This window comes from Streptomyces novaecaesareae (assembly GCF_000716875.1).
In the GTDB taxonomy this organism is placed as follows: Bacteria; Actinomycetota; Actinomycetes; order Streptomycetales; family Streptomycetaceae; genus Kitasatospora; species Kitasatospora novaecaesareae.
This window is the reverse complement of sequence record NZ_JNWQ01000003.1, coordinates 95,571-113,136: the sequence shown is the minus strand read 5'-3', so window position 1 is coordinate 113,136 and position 17,566 is coordinate 95,571. Positions and strand designations below refer to the sequence as shown.

Genomic DNA, 17,566 nt, shown 5'->3' with positions numbered 1-17,566 from the left:
ACAGCGACCGGTCGGGCTACAGCGAGCAGCAGGTGAAGCGCTCGCCGATGTGCTCGGGCTGCTCGACCTCGTCCACCAGGGCGACCGCGTAGTCCGGCACCGAGATCCGGCTGCGCCCCTCGGCGTCGGTGAGCAGCTGCTCCAGGCCGGTGCGGTAGTGGCCGGTCCGCTCCCCCGGGCCGATCTCGGCGGGCGGGCTGAGCACCGTCCAACGGATGTCGGAGACCATCCGGTAGTAGTCCAGCGCCGCGCCGTGCGCGTGCATGATCTGCAGGACCGGCTCCGGCAGCCCCGGGGTGTCCCAGACCCGCACGCCCGGCGCGGTCTCCAGGCTGCCCGCCCCGCCGACCGCGATCAGCCGGGGCGCGGCGCCGCCGAGCCCGCGCAGGCCCTCGACCAGGGAGCGGGCGGCGGGCTCGATCAGCGCCAGGTGGCCCGGGCCGTCACCGCCGCCGACGGCGCTCACCAGGACGTCCCGGCCGGCCGCGACCCGGGCGACGCCCGCAGGATCCAGCACGTCCGCGCGCTCGACGAGGGCCGCCCCGCCCCGGTAGCGGTCCGGGTCGCGGACCACGGCGACGACCTCGTGCCCGCGCGCGGCCGCCTCCGCGACGACGGCGCTGCCGATGGTGCCGTTGGCGCCGATCACGGCGATGCTGACCATGGGGTACCTGCCTGATTGCTCGGGTGCGGGGGGATGGCGTCAGACAGGGTCGATTATCGGATGGTTCCGCCGTGTCGGCCCGGGGCGTCGGCCTCTCGCGTGAACCGGACGGCCGCCCGCTCGTCCTCCTCGGACAGGCGGGCGGCCACGGGTGAGCGGGCGGCCACGGGCGGACGGGCAGCCGCGGGTGGGCGGACGGACCGGGGCACTCGCTCAGGCGTCGCCGGTGGCGACGCGCTCGGCATGGCTGCGCTCGACGCAGAACTCGTTGCCCTCCGGGTCCGCCAGGGTGACCCAACCCTTGCCGCCCGGGACGCGGTGGTCCCCCACCACGGTGGCGCCCAGGGCGAGCAGGCGCTCCACCTCCTCGTCCCGGTTGCGGTCCTGCGGCTGCACGTCGAGGTGGACCCGGTTCTTCACCGACTTGCCCTCGGGCACCCGGATGAACAGCAGCGCGGCCCCGGCGGACTCCACCAGCGCCTCCTCGTCCCCCGGGTTGTCGTCCTCACCCAGCGTGCCTTCCAACACCTGGGCCCAGAACGAGGCCAGGGCGTGCGGGTCGGCGCAATCGATCGTCACATGTCGTACCAGAGAAGCCATGCGGCCTACTCTGACCTGCGTCGTTCGGATCCGTCCAGCCTTTTCCTGGAGTGCCGGTGGCCGTCCAGCGGGAACTCCGGCGGGAGAGCGGCCAGCACCTCCTGGAAGACGTAGCCGCTCTTCTCCGCGACCCGGCAGGACGCCGGGTTGTCCACCTGGTGCAGCAGGTCGATCCGGCGCAGGCCGTCCTCGGCGAAGGTGGCGAAGGCCCAGGCGGTGAGGGCCTCCACCGCGCGCGGGGCCACCCCGCGGCCGCGGGCCGGGCCGGCCGTCCAGTACCCCACCTCGGCCGCCTCCCCGCCCGATTCCCCACCCGCTTCCCTGCCCGCTACCCCACCCCGGACGCCGCGCTTGAGCACGACGTTGCCGACCAGCTCGCCGGCGTCCAGGACGGCGAAGCTGTAGCGGGTGCCCGCCGCCCAACCCTCGTGCTGCAGCCCGAGCCAGCTCGCGGCCTGCTCGGCGTCCTGCACCGGGATGCGGGTGAAGCGGCGCAGCGTCTCGTCCCGGTAGATCTCGATCAGGGCCGGCCCGTCGGCCTCCTCGAAGGGGCGCAGCAGCAGGCCGCCATCGGCCGTCGGGAGTGCGGCGAGGGTCATTTCAGGCCCTCCCAGCCCCAGCGCGGGGTCGGGCCGGGCTCGCCCAGGTCGGTGCCGGCCGGGGAGGCGGAGACGTCCTCGGCGATCTTCGTGCCCCAGTCGAAGTACTCCAGCACCCGGCTGCGCAGCGGCTCGTCCTCGGGCAGCTCGCTGCGGGCGGCCCCGGCCATCAGCTCCATCCAGCGCAGCCGCTGCTCCTCGGTGATGGCCAGGCCCAGGTGGGCGCTGAGCAGGGCCTGGTGGCCGCCGAGTTCGTCGGTGAAGGCGGTCGGACCGCCGAAGACCTCGGCCAGCCAGACCGCGACGTGCTCGATGTGGGTGGGGGTGAAGTCGGCGAAGACGGGGGCGAGCAGCGGGTCCGCGAGGACGCCCCGGTAGAAGGTGTGGCTGAGCCGGCGCAGGGCGTCGATGCCGCCGACCGCCTGGTAGAGGGTCTCGGGCCGTTGGTCGCTCATGAGTGTGCTCCCCGTGGGTGTGTGACTGTGCGTCGGGACCTTCCTAGCAGGCGGACGGCCCGCGTGCGGGCGCGGGCGTCCCTCACGGCTCGGAGGTGCCCGCTTGACCCTGACGCCGGCGGCAGGGTCGGAGGGTGGTGCGCATGGACGAATTCCTGACGGGCGACGAGAGCGTGAGTGTGGCGAAGGACCGGGTCGTGGTGGTCACCGGGGCCGGGACGGGGATCGGGCGGGAGACCGCGCGGGCCTTCGCGGCCGAGGGGGCGCGGGTGCTGGCGGTCGGGCGGCGGCCGGACCCGCTGGCCGAGACGGCGGCCGCCCACCCGGGCCGGATCGTGCCGCTGGCCGCGGACGTGACCGGGCCGGAGGCGCCGGAGGTGATCGTCGGGGCCGCGCTGGAGCGGTTCGGGCGGCTGGACGTGCTGGTCAACAACGCCGGGATCGTCCGGAGCGGCCAGGGGATCGGCGGCTACGACCGGGCGGGGATCGAGGCGCTGCTGGCCACCAACCTGGTCGCCCCGGTGCTGCTGGGGCAGGCCGCGCTGCCGGCGCTGAGCGACAGCCGGGGCGTGATCGTCAACGTCAGCACCGCCGTCGGGCAGCGCGGCTGGCCCTCCAACGCGGTGTACGCGGCGAGCAAGGCCGCGCTGGAGACGGCCACCCGCAGCTGGGCGGTGGAACTGGCCCCGCGCGGGATCCGGGTGGCGGCGGTGGCGCCCGGGGCGATCGACACCCCGATCGCCGACCACTCCGGGTACGGGCCCGAGCAGCGGGCGGCCGTCCGGAAGTGGCAGATCGAGCACACCCCGCTGGGCCGGATCGGCCGCCCGGAGGAGGTGGCCTGGGCGATCACGCAACTCGCCTCCCCGCAGGCCTCGTTCGTGACCGGCGTAGTGTTGTCCGTCGACGGGGGCGCGCTGGTGGGCTGACGCACGGGTCAGGCGGGTCGGGCAGGGGGCGTACGGGTGCGGATCGGCGAGCTGGCGCGGGCGACGGGCGCGACCGTCCGGGCACTGCGGCACTACGAGCAGGCCGGGCTGATCGGCTCCGAGCGCGAGCCGAACGGCTACCGCGAATACCGGGAGTCGGCGGTCGTCCGGGTGCGCAACATCCGTGCGCTGGTGGCCGCCGGGCTCACCCTGGCGGACATCCGGCCGCTGCTGGGGTGCCTGGACGGGGACGTGCTCGCGGGCCGGCCGTCCGAGCGGGTGCTGGCGATCGCCCGGGAGCGGCTGGCGGTGGTGGAGCGGCGGATCGCCGACCAGACGGAGACGCGGGACCGGCTGGTGGCCGCCCTCGCGGCGGCGGGCGAAGCGGCGGCGGGCGTCGCGGCGGCGGGCGTCGCGGCGGCGGAAGGGTGCCCGGCGGAAGGGTGCCCGGCGGAACGGTGAGACCCCGTAGGAGAGCGACACCCCCGATCGGGGGTGTGCAGGGGGCGGCCGGAAGAGGACAGTGGGCGCATGCAGATTCCACTCTCCGTGATGGACTTCCTCGACCGGGCCGAGCTGGTCTACGGCGACCGGGTCGGCATCGTCGACGAACCGGCGCAACCCGCCGAATCCTGGGGCGAGCTGAGCTACCGCCGAGTCGCCGAACTCGCCCGCGCCCAGGCGGCCGGGCTGGACCGGCTCGGCGTCGGGCCCGGTGAGCGCGTCGCCATCGTCTCGCACAACTCGGCGCGGCTGCTCACCTCCTTCTACGGGGTGAGCGGGTACGGCCGGGTGCTGGTGCCGGTGAACTTCCGGCTCAAGGCCGAGGAGGTGGCGTACATCGTCGAGCAGAGCGGCGCCTCCGTCCTGCTGGTCGACCCCGAACTCGCCGACGCACTGGGCGGGGTGGTGGCCAAGCACAAGTTCCTGCTCGGCGCGGACAGCGACGCCGTGCTGTACGACTTCGACAACGCCCCCCGCCGGTACGCGATCTCCGAGAACGACACCGCGACCATCAACTACACCAGCGGAACCACCGCCCGCCCCAAGGGCGTTCAGCTCACCCACCGCAACGTCTGGCTGAACGCGACGCTGATGGGCCTGCACTACGGCGCGAGCGACCGGGACGTCTACCTGCACACCCTGCCGATGTTCCACGCCAACGGCTGGGGCCTGCCGTTCTCCCTCACCGGGCTCGGCGCCCGGCACATCGTGCTGCGCAAGGTGGACGGCGCGGAGATCCTGCGCCGGGTCGAACGGCACGGGGTGACCTTCCTGTCCGGTGCGCCCGCCGTCGTCCAGATGGTCCTGGACGCGGCGGCCGACTGGGACGGCCCGGTGCCTGGCCGGGACCGGGTGCGGATGATCGTGGCCGGTGCGCCGCCGCCGACCTCGGTCGTGCAGCAGGTCGAGGAGCAGCTGGGCTGGGAGTTCATGCAGCTCTACGGCCTGACCGAGACCTCCCCGATCGTCACCGTCAACCGCTCGCGCGCCGAGTGGGACGCGCTGCCGGCCGCCGAGCGGGCCGAGAAGCTGGTGCAGGCCGGTGCCCCCGCGCTCGGCACCCAGCTGCGGGTCGACGCCCAGGGCGAGGTGCTGGTGCGCTCCAACACCGTGCTGGACGGCTACTGGCAGCAGCCGGAGGCGACCGCCGAGGCACTGCGGGACGAGTGGTTCCACACCGGCGACGGCGGCACCCTCACGGACGGCCAACTCACCATCTCGGACCGGAAGAAGGACGTCATCATCAGCGGCGGGGAGAACGTCTCCTCGATCGAGGTGGAGGACTGCCTGTACAGCCACCCGGCGGTCGCCGAGGCGGCGGTGATCGGGGTGCCGCACGAGAAGTGGGGCGAGACGGTGAAGGCGCTGGTGGTGCTCCGGGAGGGCAACGGGGCCGTCACCGAGGCCGAGTTGATCGCGCACTGCAAGCAGCGGCTGGCCGGCTACAAGTCGCCCACCACGGTGGAGTTCCGGGAGGCGCTGCCGCGCACCGCCACCGGGAAGCTGCAGAAGTTCCGGCTGCGCGAGCCGTACTGGACCGGGCGGGAGCGGCAGGTCAACTGAGCGGCCGACCGGCCTCGGCTCAGCCGACCAGGCCCGACTCCCGTGCCGCGAGGGCGAGTTCGGTCCGGTTGCGGACACCGAGCTTGTGCATCGCGGACTTGAGGTAGCCCGTCACGGTGTTGCGGGTCAGGCCCAGTCGGGCGGCGATCTCCGGGTTGGTCCGGCCGGTCGCCGCCCAGCGCAGCACCTCGTGCTCGCGCGGGGTCAACGGCCGTACGGGGGCGGCCGGGGCGGGCTTCTCGCGGCCCCAGGCGGCGGCCTCCGCGAGCGCCCGGGAAGCGGCCTGGGCCAGCCTGCTCACGGCGGCGATCCGGACGTCCCCGTACGGCACGACGGCGCGCACCGAGGCGTACACCACGCCGTGCACGGTGGCGCCGTCCAGCAGGGGGACGGTGAGCATCGCGTACAGGTCCTCGGCGGCCACGGCCGCGTCGTAATGGTGCGAAATGGTCGTCGCCGCACGGTAGTCGGGCACCCAGGTGGGCGCGCGTTCGGCGAGCGCGCGGCCGCCGAGGCCGAGCCCGGCCGGGACGGGCACGTCGTGCAGCAGGTCCGCGCGGGTACCGGCCCAGTGGCGCAGCACCATGCCCTCGCTCCCGGCGCGGCTCCCGGGCAGCGTCTCCGGCACCCCGACCAGCCCGACGTCCACGCCGCACTCCGCCACCACCCGCCGGGCGAGGTCGCCGAGCACGGCGTCCCGCACCAGCGCGGCGGCACGCGCGGCGACTCCGGCGGCCTCGGCAGCCTCGGCGACTCCGGCGGCTTCGGCGGTCTCGGCGGCTTCGGATTGCGCAGCTTGAGGGGTGTCCGCGCTTTTCATCGCGCGATTGTCACACGCGGCGGGGCCGGTGGCGAGAGTCCTGACATGGGTCTTTCGTGGAATCGCGGGCGGGCCGGCCAGGCCCGGCATAGGGTGCGGGCCGGGATTACCGACGGGTAGTGCGGGTAGCGCGGGGCGGCCGAGAAGGCCGGGAAGAGGGGAAGACGATGACCACGGACCGGAGCGACCGGAGCACTCCGACGGACGTCCTGGGCGGGCTGCTGGCGGACCTGCGGGCCGAGAGCGAGGTCCTGGACGGGCTGGTCGTCGGGCTGCCCGCCGAGGGCTGGTCCCGGTCGACGCCCGCCGAGGGCTGGACGATCGCCCACCAGATCACCCACCTGGCCTGGACCGACGACTGGACGGCGCTGGCCGCACGCGACCCGGAGGGCTTCACCGCGGCGCTCGGCGACCGCTTCGGCGCGCTGCTCGCGGCCGGCGCCGACCCGGTCGAGGAGGGCGCCCGCGAGGGTGCGGCCGCCGAGCCGACGGCCCTGCTCGCCCGCTGGCGGGCCGGGCGGGAGGAGGTGCGGGCGGCACTCCCCGCCGTACCGGCCGACGTACGGCTGCCCTGGTTCGGCCCGCCGATGAAGCCCGCCTCGATGGCCACCGCCCGGCTGATGGAGACCTGGGCGCACGGCCAGGACGTCGCGGACGCGCTCGGCGTCACCCGCGAACCCACCGCCCGGCTGCGGCACATCGCCCACCTGGGGCTGCGTACCCTGGGCTTCGCCTTCACCGTGCACGGCCTGCCCGCGCCGGAACGCCCCGTCCGGCTCGAACTGACCGCCCCCGACGGCGGGGCGTGGGCCTTCGGCCCGGCCGACGCACAGGACGTGGTGACCGGCCCGGCCCTGGACTTCTGCCTGCTGGTGACCCAGCGCCGGCACCGGGACGACCTCGCCCTCACCGCCACCGGCCCGGTCGCCACCGCCTGGCTCCCGATCGCCCAGGCCTTCGCCGGGGCCCCGGGCAATGGTCGCGATCCTCGCCCGTAGCAGCATAGTTGACTTGTCGTCACATCCGGCCACATATCCGGCCACGCGGAAGGGTGGGCCTCAGAGGCCGATCCGGAGCGGGGTGAGCCGGGTGGCGATCAGGTTGGTGGCGCCCCGGTCGCGCTCGATGTGGCCGTGGACCAGCAGCCCGGCCCGATCCAGGGCGGTGCGGCGCTGGGACTCCCAGACCGGGCGGTTGCAGATCACGTTGATCAGGCCGGTCTCGTCCTCCAGGCTGAGGAAGAGCACCCCGCCGGCCGTCGGCGGCCGCTGCCGGTGGGTGACCAGGCCGCCGACCACCACCGCCGTTCCCGGTGCCACGTCCGGGAGTTGGGCGGCCGACAGGGCGCCGCCGCGCTCCAGGTGGGAGCGCAGGTGCTGGAGCGGGTGACTGGTGGCGGAGGTGCCGGTGGCCCAGAGGTCGGCGATGGTCTCCTCGACCGGGCTCATGTCGGGCAGGTCCGGCGCCTCGGTGCCGGGCGTGGTGCCGGGGATCAGTTCGGCCGAGATCTCCGCGAACGCCGCTGCCGACCACAGCGCTTGACGTCGCGTCAGTCCGAAACAGTCGAAGGCGCCCGCGGTGGCCAGCGCCTCCAGGACGGGCGCGGGCAGGCCGGGGGGCGAAGTCCTCCAGGTCGGCGTACGGCTGCCCGGCCACGATCGCCTCGGCCTGCGGGGTGCCGATGCCGCGGACGGTCTCCAGGCCGAGCCGGATCGCCGGCTGCGGGCGCCCGGCGGTCAGCGGCGGGGCCGGGGTCGGCCCCCGGTACGGCTCCAGGGTGGGGCGCGCCCCGCTGACGTTGACGTCCACCCCGCGCACCCGCACGCCGTGCCGCCGGACGTCCGCGACCAGGCTGAGCGGCGAGTAGAAGCCCATCGGCTGGTTGGCCAGCAGGGCGCAGGTGAAGGCCGCCGGGAAGTGGTGCTTGAGCCAGGCGCTGGCGTACACCAGGTAGGCGAAGCTGATCGCGTGGCTCTCCGGGAAGCCGTAGTCGGAGAAGGCCTCGATCTTGCCGTAGACGTCCTCGGCGACCTCGGGCGGGATTCCGCGCTCGGCCATCCCGCTCAGCAGCCGCTCGCGCAGCCGGGCGACCCGCTCGTGCGAGCGCTTGGCGCCCATCGCCTGGCGCAGCCGGTCGGCCTCGGCGGGGCTGAACCCGGCGCAGTCGATGGCGAGTTGCATCATCTGCTCCTGGAACAGCGGCACCCCGAGGGTCTTGCCGAGCGCGTTCTCCATCAACGGGTGCGGGCAGTCGGCCGGTTCGGCGCCGGCCCGGCGGCGCAGGTACGGGTGGACGGAACCGCCCTGGATCGGGCCGGGGCGGATCAGCGCGACCTCGACCACCAGGTCGTAGAAGTGGTCCGGCTTGAGCCGGGGCAGGGTCGCCATCTGGGCCCGGGACTCGACCTGGAACACGCCGACGGTGTCGGCCCGGCGCAGCATCGCGTACACGCCCTTGTCGTCGTCCGGGATGGTGGCCAGGTCGTAGCGCAGTCCGTGGTGCTCGGCGACCAGGTCGCAGGCGTCGTGCAGGGCGGCGAGCATGCCGCGACGACCACGCCCATGATGAACGCCAGGATCGCCGGGAGGTGGTGCAGGGCCTGTGCCCACTGCCCCCGCGCAGCCGCGATGCCCAGCAGGACGATGTTCCCGGTCTGCGCGTTGGCGAAGACCCCGCCGTGGCCGACGAACGTGAAAGCGTCGAGCGCCCCACCCACCACGGCGAGCAGTACGCCCAGCCGCACGGAGTGCGATGTGGGGAGAGGCGCCTGCGGAGCGGGGTTCTGCACCCGGCGGTCCGGTGCCGGCTTCCGCTGTGGGGACGTCGGTTCCGGCAAGTCTCGTTCCTCCGATCGGGGCGCCCGGCCGCGTGCTGTCGGGCTCGCCTTCCGGACACGGAAGCCGGATGTGCGCCCTGATCCGTCGGGCGGTCGAAGACGGTCGGCCCGAAGCAGTGCTCCGGGCCGACCGGGTGGCCTTCAGAATGCGGGCTGGTTCAGGCGACGACGGGGACGGGGCCGCTCGTGGTCTTCGGGGTGGATTCGTGGGTGTCCGGCATGGGGGCGGGGCTGAACGGGAGCTCGCCTCGCAGCACGGCCCGGGCGCGGTCCTGGTCGAGCTGGCCCTCCCAGCGGGCCACGGCCAGGGTGGCGACGCCGTTGCCGACCAGGCTGGTCAGGGCTCGGGCCGTGGACATGAACCGGTCGATTCCGAAGATCAGCGCAAGGGCGGCCACCGGAACGTGCGGGACGGCGCTCATGGTGGCGGCCAGGGCGATGAAGCCGGAGCCGGTCACACCGGCGGAGCCCTTGGAGGTGAGCAGCATGACGGCCAGCATGGTCAGCTGCTGCCCGAGGCTGAGGTGCACTCCGACGGCCTGGGCGAGGAAGACCGACCCCATGGTCAGGTAGATCGCGGTCCCGTCGAGGTTGAAGGCGTACCCGGCGGGCAGTGTGATGCCGACGACCGGCTTCGAGGCGCCCGCGTGCTGCATCTTGCCCATCATGCGCGGCAGGACGGGCTCGGTGGACGCGGTGCCCAGGACGATCAGCAGTTCCTCCTTGATGTAGCGGAGAAACGGCAGCAGCCGCAGGCCGTTGAGGCGCATGACCGAGCCGAGGACGATCAGCACGAAGAAGAGCGCGGTCAGCCAGAACGAGCCGATCAGGAGCGCGAGGGGGCGCATGGTGCCCAGGCCGTACTTGCCGATGGTGAAGGCCATGGAGCCGAGGGCGCCCGCGGGGGCCAGCCGCATGATCCAGTTGATGATCGCGAAGATCACCTTGGAGAGGTTCTCGATGCCGCGGGAGATGGGCGCGCCGGCTTCGCCGCTGGCCTGCAGGCCGAAGCCGAAGAGGATGGAGATGAGCAGTACCGGCAGGATCTCGTTGCCGGTGAGGGCGCTCACCAAGGTGCTGGGGATGATGGCGAGCAGGAACTGCACGAAGCCTGCGTGGCTCTGGGTCGCGGCCTGGGGCAGTTTGTGCGTGGAGAACGTCGCGGGGTCGACGTGCAGGCCGCTGCCGGGGTGGACGACGTTGACGACGATCAGGCCGACCAGCAGGGCGAGGGTGGTCAGGACCTCGAAGTAGACCAGTGCCTTCAGGCCGACCCGGCCGACCGTGCGCATGCTGTCCATGGAGGCGATGCCGTGGACGACCGTACAGAAGATGACCGGCGCGATCATCATCTTCACCAAGGCGATGAAGCCGTCGCCGAGCGGTTTCAGGCCGGCTCCGAAGGACGGCCAGAGCCAGCCGACGAGGGCGCCGACGATGACGCCGATCAGGCACTGGACATAGAGCGGGGAGAGCAGCCGGCGGGTTCTGGATCGGGTGGTGACGGTTCCCGGGGCTGCGGCGTTGCGGCTCATCTGGGACGGCCTTCCAGGACAGGGACGAGGAGTTCGGCCCGAGCGATACGCCGGGCGGCGCGGTGTAGGAGCACGGTGGGGGACGCGCCGTCCGGGGTGGGGACGGTTCGGGTGGTGATCACGCCTGCGGGGGTGCCCAGGCGCAGGGTGCCGTCGGCGGTCTGCCGGGTGAAGCGGTGGGCCAGCGTGCCGGGGATGGCGGCGGCGGTGGCCAGGGCGACGGCGGAGGTGAGGCCGATCGCCGGGTGCGGGGCGTGCATGGAGACCATCCGGACGGCCAGGTCGTACTCGTCCTGACCGACCAGGGTGCCTTGGGTGCTGCGGTACGGGGCCGGGCCGGCGACGATGCCGACCTTCGGCACCGCATGGCTGACCGGGTCGTCCTCGCCGGCGAGGCCCATCGCGATGGCTGCCTGGCGGCGCAGGACGGTGAGCGCGGGAAGCACGGCGCCGAAGTCGGCGAGGGACACGGCAGCATCGAGGCCGAACACCTTGGCGTCGAAGAGCGCGGCGGGAGCGCCGGCGTCGACGAGGGACGCCTCGATGGGACCGTGCGGTCCGGTCAGGGTGTCGAGGGCGCGGCCGGTGGGCAGCGCGCGGCCGGTGGTCGAGCCTGCCGGGTCCTGGAACCCGAGCAGCACGGGCACGCCGAGCGCGGAGGTGCCGGGAACGGCGGCAGTGCCCTGGTCCGGCGCGGCGAGGCCGGGGGTGGGGATCGTGCCGGTGAGCCGGGCCCCGGTGTTGGTGTTGATCATGCGGACGGTGGTGGTCTCCGAGGTGATCGGGACCAGGCCGTGGTGGACGGCGTAGAGCGCCACGGCGGTGGCGCAGTTGCCGCAGTTGCTGGCCCACTCGACACGCTCGTCGCCGATGCCGACCTGGGCGAAGACGTACTCGATGTCGGCGCCGGGCTCGGACGACGTCCGGACGACCGCGGCCTTGGACGTGGTGGAGGAAGCGCCACCGACTCCGTCGATCTGACGGGGGTCGGCCGCGTTGAAGGCGGCGAGCAGCAGCGTGTCCAGGTCCATCCCGGTCGCCACCACGTCGTGGTGGTCGAAGATCCAGCACTTGCTGGTCCCCCCACGGATCATCTCGCCCTGCAGACGCAACACAACCGACTCCTCGTGGAATCCCGACGGCTTCTCCGTGCGGGGTGCGTTCCACAGTGGGTTACGGCAGCGTGAAGTACAATCTCGGAAATCTGCATGGGCATTTAGCTACGATTAACGCTGGAGGTGGCGTCATGCTGGATGTCCGGCGCATCCTGCTCTTCGCGGAGGTCGCCCGTCGCGGCTCGGTGACCGCGACCGCGCGCGCCCTCAGCTACACCCCTTCAGCGGTGTCGCAGCAGATCAGCCGCCTGGAGGCGGAGGCCGGCCAGCCCCTTCTGGAGCGCCATGCGCGGGGCGTGACCCTCACCGATGCCGGGCGCGTCCTGGCTGAGCGCGGGGAGCGGATCGAACGTGAGCTGAGGGCTGCGGACAACGAACTCGCCGACTTCGCGGGACTGCGCGCGGGCACTCTCCGTGTCGGCACTTTCCCCACGGCGGGTGCCTCCCTGCTCCCGTCCGCCGTCATCGCCTTCCGCGACGCGCACCCCGACATACGGCTGACGGTGCGCAGTGCCCGCATCGCCGGACTGTGGTCGATGCTGGAGAACCGGGAGATCGAGCTCTCCCTTATGTGGGACTACGACTGGTGCCGCATCGACCGCGAGGACGCCGTCGTGACCCCGCTCCTCGACGACCCCCCGGCCCTCCTCGTCAGCGACCGTCATCCACTCGCGGGCCGCCCCTCGGCCACGCTCGCGGAGGTCGCGGGCGATCCCTGGATCACCCGTGCCGAACAGCACCCGGTCGCCGAGGCCCTCGACCGCAGCTGCCGCGCCGCCGGCTTCGAGCCCCAGATCGCCTACGAGGCCCACGACTACCAGGAGGCCCAGGCCATGGTCGCCGCCGGCATCGGCGTCGCGCTCGCACCGACCCTGGCCCTGGAAGGCATCCGCCCTGGCGTCAGCGTCCTGCCGCTGCAACCGCCGGCACCGGTCCGCCGCATCCTGCTGGTCCGCATGTCCGACCACTCGCTCACGCCCGCCGCGCAAGCCTTCGCCGCACTCCTGCGCGACCGCGCCGCCGCCCGCACCCTCTGAACTCCCACGGGCGCGATCGGCCTTGCCGACCCGCCCGGCGGCTGCGCCAGGTGGCGACGTTCATCGGCCATGGCTGGCACGGTTGGTGTCCAGCAGTCAGATTGCTGCCGCGCAGCGGCTTGCGGCCCGAACTGCACCCAGAGTTTGAAGACCGTCGCGGTCGGAGGGCCTCGAAGCCGCCGATGTCATGCCCCCAGAACGCGGCGCGGCTGAGCGCGTGGTCGGTCGGTTGCGGTCCAAGCCCAGCGCCGTCGAGCAGGCGCCGCGCGGGAGCGCGGGCGGAGCGATTCCGCGCATCAGGCAAGGACAACTACCCGGAAGCCAGGCATGGTTGGAGCGTTTTCTCACGTCGGTTCCCGGCCCTTCCTCCTGCCAGGGCATCCACCTCGAACTCGGTAGCGGAGGTGAGGCGAAGGCACGAGGTCTGGCTCGCCCCGGAGCCGACCGCGGACCAGCTCGCCCTGCCGGCCGTGCAGGTCAGTGCAGCCGAGAGCCCGTCCCAGGTTGCCGCTACCTGGCTGCGCGCCAGCAGCGCGTCGTGAACCGCCCGGCCGGCGGCCTACTGTGCGATGAAGGACCACTGGAGGTTGGGGCTGCCGTTCCAGCCCCACTGCTTGGTGACGGAGCCGGAGGCGACCTGGCCCCCGCCGTCCAGGACCAGACCCGTGGTGCGGTTGGCGATGCTGTACAGGCCGTTGCCGCGGTTGGTGATCTGCCACTGCTGGTTGTTGCCTCCGTTCCAGGCAGCCTGCTGGACGGGGGCCCCGTTGGAGGTGGCGCCCCAGCCGTCGGCGACCATGCCGTTGGTGCGGTTGGCCAGCTTGTAGTAGCCGTTGCCGAGGTCGACGGCCTGCCACTGGAGGTTGGTGCTGCCGTTCCAGGTCCACTGCTTGAGGTTGCTGCCCGAGGCGACGTTGCCGCCGCTATCCAGGGCCAGGCCGTCGGTGACGTTGCTGATCCGGAAGTAGGTGGCCGGGTTGAAGATCACCTTCAGCGACGTGATGGCGTCGTTGTTGCCGGTGTTGCGCAGATCGGAGTTGTCCGCGCTGAAGGTCCACGCCGTCCCGGTGAAGTTGTCGCCGGAGTAGCCGATCACCTGGTAGCCGACCGGCACCCGCAGGGACGAGATGGTCCGCGCCGCCAGACCCGCGCTCTGCAACTGGGCGGCCGTGTAGCCGCCCAGCACCAAGCCGGCCGCCGTGCCCGCGTAGGAGACGTCGCTGTACGCGGTGACCACGCCGGTGCCCCCGGGCTGGAGGACGGGGATCTGACCGGAGAAGGTGAACTTCAGCACGTAGGCGAGGGCACTGAACGGGGCCGAGGACGACGGCAGGGTGATGTGCAGGCCGTCGCCCGCCTGGGTCGGGGCGGGCAGGCTGGTGTACGTGCCCGCGGTCGGATTCAGCAACTGGACCGAGGTCAGGGAGCTGAGGTCGATGCGGCCGCCGGCCAGGGTGCTGATGGTCGTGGAACTCCCGGGCCAGCCCAGGACCGTGGCGTACAGGACTGTGCTGTCCTTGCTGCGGGTGAACCGGAAGTCCTGGTTCGTGCCCGCCACGGGGGTGGTGAAGGAGCCGCCGCCCATCTTGGTCGGCCCCTCCCCGTAGACCGTCCAGGCCCGGGTGGCGTACAGGGACTCGCCGAACCGGTGGAGGTGGTCGCCGATGCCCAGCAGGACGTCCTTCTGGCCCTGGGGGATCGTCCCGTCCGCCATCGGAGCGATGTTGAGCAGCATGTTGCCGTTCTTGCTGATCCGGTCGATCAGCGCGTGCAGCATCTGCTGGGTGGAGTAGTAGCCGATGCCGACGGTATAGCACCAGCTGGAGCTGGAGATGCTGTCGTCGGTCAGCCAGTACGGGTTGGCGATGTCGCCCGGGCCGCCGCGTTCGTAGTCGAAGACCTCGCCGAGGTTGTCGTAGCCGTCCTTGTACGTGGCCACGACTTCCTTGCCCCAGCCCAGGGCCTGGTTGTAGTAGTACGACAGGAAGTTCAGGCGCTGCGTCTCGTCGACCTTGGAGAGGTCGAAGTCCTCCCACAGGATGTCGGGTTGGGCCAGGTCGACGACCTCCTTGAGCTTGTCGTACCAGAGCTGGTTCTCCGCCGTGCTGCCCAGCTGGCCGAAGAGCTTCTGCAGGCTCGCGGTCGGCTGCGCCGGCGCGTGGTCGTAGTAGCCGTTGAAGTTGTAGGCGTGGTGCATCGCCACCAGCAGCTTCAGGCCCTTGCCCCGGATCGCGTCGCGGAAGATCTGCAGGAGGTTCAGCTTCGGCCCGCGCTGCAGCGAGTTCCACTCGTTGACCGTGCTGTTCCACATCGAGAAGCCGTCGTGGTGCTCCGCCACCGGCCCGGCGAACCGGGCGCCGGCGTCCACGAAGAGCTGGGCCCAGGCGTCCGGGTCGAAGTTCCCGCCCTGGGAGGCCAACTTGGGCGAGAACTGCACCCAGTTGCCGGACTTGTCGCGGGCCCCGTCGAGGAAGTTGTTGTACGGCCACACCGACGGGTCCCCGTAGGTGGCGATGTGATGGTTGTTCACGTCGTTGCCGCGGATGTACATGTTCCGCGGGTACCACTCGCTGCCGTACGCCGGGACGCTGAAGGCGCCCCAGTGGAAGTAGATCCCGAACTTGGCGTCCTGGAACCACTCCGGCGCCGGCGGGTGCTGGTCCACGGACGCCCAGGTGGGCGAGTAGGACGACGGGGCCGCGAGCGCCTTCGCCGTACCGATCGTCAGGTTCGCCGTCGCGGCGGCAACGATGCCGGCGGCACTCGACAGGAAGACACGTCTGTTGATCGCCATGGCTGGATCCTTCGTCGTTGGGTGGGGGGAGGTTCCGGACCGCGACACCGAAGCCCGGCCAGCGCATGCCGTGCGGCTCGACACGACCTGCAGCGCGCGAGGGGGACAAGGGATGTGAGCGATAACAGCTCTACGGCCTTGCCGATTCTGGCAGCCTCAGGGTGACTGTCAAGACGTAGGACAGAACGAGTCGCCTGGCCCGATACATGGGATGTATCGGGCCAGGCAGCGAGTTGTCGATCGCTGGGCGCAAGGCCGCTGCAAGCGGTATTGGACGCAATGCGGTGAGCCCTCCCCCCTCGTCACGGAGTTTGAAGTCTGTGGCATACATGGGATGTTCGGCAGCGGTGAGTGCGTGATATCTCTACGAGGAAGCACTGTCGGCCGGGGCTCGGGCCAGTACGCCGAGGCGGGGCCGCTGAGTCATCGGGGCCGGGCGCGGAGCGGCCTGGAAGCGCCCACCCGAGCGGAGCGAGGGCAGGCGGACGCGGGGCGGGATGCGCGAGCGCGAACACGTCCGGCCGTGCTCGGGATCCGCCGACAGAGAAGGGATTTCTGATGAGAAAGCCATGGGCGGGGTTCTTCGTCGCGCTCGTCGTCGCCGTACTCGGTGCGCTGGCCACAGGCGTGACGCCGGCCTCCGCCGCGCCGGACACGCCTATTCGGCTGATGCCACTGGGCGACTCGATCACCTGGGGCCTGCAGAGCAGTACGGGCAACGGCTACCGGGGTCCGCTGTGGAGCGAACTGGCGGCGGACGGGCACCCGTTGGACTTCGTCGGCACGGTGCGCAACGGTTCGATGTCGGACCCCGACAACGAGGGGCACTCCGGATACCGCATCGACCAGATCGCCCCCTGGTCGACGCTTCGCTGGACCGGTACCGTCCCAACGTCGTGACGCTGGAGATCGGCACCAACGACCTCAACCAGGGCTATCAAGCCTCCACTGCCAGCGCTCGGTTGAAGTCACTGATCGACCAGATCACCGCCGATGTGCCGGATGCCACGGTGCTGGTGGCCTCGCTGATCGTGTCCACCAGTTCCACCGAGGAGCCGTACCGCTCGGCGTACAACCAGGCCATCCCCGGGATCGTGAGCAACGAGCAGGCGGCGGGCAAGCATGTCGGCTATGTTGACATGAGCACGCTTAACGTGGGAGACCTGGCCGACTTCCTGCATCCCAACAGGTCGGCACGGCCTGCGCCGCGCCGGCGGGCAACCAGCAGTGGACGCTCGGCTGACGCACTGCGCCTCAGCAGCCGTCCGGGCCTGCCTCCGGACATCCCGCGGTGTGCGGGACGGGCTCGCACCCCCGTCCCGCACACCGCAGCCGCGTTCACGGACTTCGCCGACGCGGTCGCCCGCGCTCCGTGCACACGCCCGCCGCGGCAGTGGGACTGTCCGAGAGGGGAGGCGGAGTCCAAGCCGATCAGCTTTCGTGAGGACGCGGCGCAGCCGTTCGATGACCGAATGCTGACGTGGAACCTGGACGATCGGACCGTCTCCATCTGGACGGTCGCGGGGCGGATCAAGGGCATCCCGTTCGTGTGCTCGCCGGAGGCGTTGAAGCTCCTGGCGCATCGCCGGGGTGAATCCGATCTGGTCCACCGTGATGGCCAGTGGTTCCTGATCGCCACCATCGACCTTACCGACCCCCCGTTGTCCGAGCCGACCGGTTGGATCGGCGTGGATCTCGGGATCGTCAATGCGACCACCAGCGACGGCCGGATCATGTCCGGGCGTCGCGCGGACCGGTACCGCAAGCGGATGCGCGCCACCGTCGCCAAGCTGCAAGCCAAGCGCACCAAGTCCGCCAAACGCCGTTTGAAGGCGCTGCGCCGCCGCGAGTCCCGCTTCGCCACCGACACCAACCACTGCATCTCCAAGACCATCGTCACCACCGCTGAACGCACCTCGCGCGGGATCGCCCTGGAAGATCTCAAGGGAATCCGCCAGAGGGTTACGGCCAGGAAAGAACAGCGGTACCGACTGCACTCCTGGGCTTTCGCCCAGCTCGGCAGCTTTGTCGAGTACAAGGCGCGACGCGCGGGTGTCGCGGTGGTCCGTGTGGACCCCAGCCCCAGCACCGTCAGGCGACACGCCTAGCACGGT

The 17,566-nt window shown here is 71.9% G+C and carries 17 protein-coding genes and 2 pseudogenes; 8 read left to right on the top strand and 11 right to left on the bottom strand.

Annotated features, from left to right (window positions below; all coding sequences use genetic code 11):
* Positions 1–16 precede the first annotated feature (16 nt).
* The 4 genes from OP86_RS02225 to OP86_RS02210 form a co-directional block, all read right to left on the bottom strand.
* Positions 17–664: an NAD(P)-dependent oxidoreductase gene (locus tag OP86_RS02225; RefSeq protein WP_030059377.1), complete on the bottom strand. Its 648-nt coding sequence runs from the start codon at positions 662–664 to the stop codon at positions 17–19.
* Positions 665–877: 213 nt separating this feature from the next.
* Positions 878–1,264 (bottom strand): VOC family protein, encoded by a 387-nt coding sequence (locus OP86_RS02220; RefSeq protein WP_030059376.1) that lies wholly within the window; start codon positions 1,262–1,264, stop codon positions 878–880.
* 5 nt (positions 1,265–1,269) lie between these two features.
* Positions 1,270–1,863, bottom strand: coding sequence for a GNAT family N-acetyltransferase (locus OP86_RS02215; protein WP_051829569.1), 594 nt, complete (start codon positions 1,861–1,863; stop codon positions 1,270–1,272).
* On the bottom strand, positions 1,860–2,318 hold the full coding sequence (locus tag OP86_RS02210; RefSeq protein WP_030059374.1) for a group II truncated hemoglobin: 459 nt from the start codon (positions 2,316–2,318) through the stop codon (positions 1,860–1,862). Before OP86_RS02210 ends, OP86_RS02215 begins: the two co-directional genes overlap by 4 nt.
* A gap of 143 nt (positions 2,319–2,461) precedes the next feature.
* On the opposite strand from OP86_RS02210, the gene OP86_RS02205 reads away from it, so the two are divergent.
* The 3 genes from OP86_RS02205 to OP86_RS02195 all read left to right on the top strand — a co-directional run bounded on the left by OP86_RS02205 (position 2,462) and on the right by OP86_RS02195 (position 5,314).
* Positions 2,462–3,247 (top strand): SDR family NAD(P)-dependent oxidoreductase, encoded by a 786-nt coding sequence (locus OP86_RS02205; RefSeq protein WP_051829568.1) that lies wholly within the window; start codon positions 2,462–2,464, stop codon positions 3,245–3,247.
* A 36-nt stretch (positions 3,248–3,283) separates the two neighbouring features.
* A complete protein-coding gene (locus tag OP86_RS02200) occupies positions 3,284–3,709 on the top strand; it encodes a MerR family transcriptional regulator (protein WP_078588464.1) in 426 nt (141 codons plus the stop codon).
* A gap of 69 nt (positions 3,710–3,778) precedes the next feature.
* Positions 3,779–5,314 (top strand): AMP-binding protein, encoded by a 1,536-nt coding sequence (locus OP86_RS02195; protein WP_030255662.1) that lies wholly within the window; start codon positions 3,779–3,781, stop codon positions 5,312–5,314.
* Positions 5,315–5,333: 19 nt separating this feature from the next.
* On the opposite strand, the gene OP86_RS33260 is transcribed toward OP86_RS02195, so the two are convergent.
* Positions 5,334–6,134, bottom strand: a complete 801-nt coding sequence (locus OP86_RS33260) for a helix-turn-helix transcriptional regulator (protein ID WP_051829567.1) — start codon at positions 6,132–6,134, stop codon at positions 5,334–5,336.
* Positions 6,135–6,301: 167 nt separating this feature from the next.
* Between OP86_RS33260 and OP86_RS02185 the strand changes: the two genes are divergently transcribed.
* On the top strand, positions 6,302–7,132 hold the full coding sequence (locus OP86_RS02185) for a TIGR03084 family metal-binding protein (protein ID WP_051829566.1): 831 nt from the start codon (positions 6,302–6,304) through the stop codon (positions 7,130–7,132).
* A 60-nt stretch (positions 7,133–7,192) separates the two neighbouring features.
* Here OP86_RS02185 and OP86_RS39105 read toward each other — a convergent pair whose 3' ends face one another.
* From OP86_RS39105 to OP86_RS02170, 5 genes and pseudogenes are all read right to left on the bottom strand, one after another.
* Positions 7,193–7,582: an OB-fold nucleic acid binding domain-containing protein gene (locus OP86_RS39105; RefSeq protein WP_051829565.1), complete on the bottom strand. Its 390-nt coding sequence runs from the start codon at positions 7,580–7,582 to the stop codon at positions 7,193–7,195.
* Positions 7,583–7,757: 175 nt separating this feature from the next.
* Positions 7,758–8,678: pseudogene (locus tag OP86_RS39100) on the bottom strand (helix-hairpin-helix domain-containing protein); the annotation flags it as partial.
* A gap of 59 nt (positions 8,679–8,737) precedes the next feature.
* Positions 8,738–8,851 (bottom strand): annotated as a pseudogene (locus OP86_RS39095) (DUF1275 family protein); the annotation flags it as partial.
* A gap of 278 nt (positions 8,852–9,129) precedes the next feature.
* Complete coding sequence (gene dctA, locus OP86_RS02175) at positions 9,130–10,506, bottom strand: C4-dicarboxylate transporter DctA (protein WP_051829564.1); 1,377 nt, start codon at positions 10,504–10,506, stop codon at positions 9,130–9,132.
* Positions 10,503–11,621 carry a PrpF domain-containing protein gene (locus OP86_RS02170; RefSeq protein WP_030059363.1) on the bottom strand — a complete coding sequence of 373 codons (1,119 nt, stop codon included), beginning with the start codon at positions 11,619–11,621 and terminating at the stop codon, positions 10,503–10,505. The genes dctA and OP86_RS02170 overlap by 4 nt, the downstream gene beginning before the upstream one ends.
* A gap of 131 nt (positions 11,622–11,752) precedes the next feature.
* On the opposite strand from OP86_RS02170, the gene OP86_RS02165 reads away from it, so the two are divergent.
* Entirely contained in the window at positions 11,753–12,658 is a 906-nt protein-coding gene (locus OP86_RS02165) for a LysR family transcriptional regulator (RefSeq protein WP_030059362.1), read from the top strand.
* 404 nt (positions 12,659–13,062) lie between these two features.
* On the top strand, positions 13,063–13,200 hold the full coding sequence (locus OP86_RS36370) for a hypothetical protein (RefSeq protein WP_157849646.1): 138 nt from the start codon (positions 13,063–13,065) through the stop codon (positions 13,198–13,200).
* Positions 13,201–13,217: 17 nt separating this feature from the next.
* Here the strand turns inward: OP86_RS36370 and OP86_RS02160 are convergent, their stop codons facing one another.
* Positions 13,218–15,452, bottom strand: coding sequence for an alpha-L-fucosidase (locus OP86_RS02160; RefSeq protein ID WP_030059361.1), 2,235 nt, complete (start codon positions 15,450–15,452; stop codon positions 13,218–13,220).
* A gap of 558 nt (positions 15,453–16,010) precedes the next feature.
* Here OP86_RS02160 and OP86_RS37680 point away from each other — a divergent pair.
* The gene (locus OP86_RS37680; protein WP_234434786.1) at positions 16,011–16,352 is read left to right on the top strand and encodes an SGNH/GDSL hydrolase family protein; all 342 of its coding nucleotides are present in this window, start codon (positions 16,011–16,013) and stop codon (positions 16,350–16,352) included.
* Positions 16,349–17,560 (top strand): RNA-guided endonuclease TnpB family protein, encoded by a 1,212-nt coding sequence (locus OP86_RS37675; protein WP_324604080.1) that lies wholly within the window; start codon positions 16,349–16,351, stop codon positions 17,558–17,560. Before OP86_RS37680 ends, OP86_RS37675 begins: the two co-directional genes overlap by 4 nt.
* Positions 17,561–17,566 lie beyond the last annotated feature (6 nt).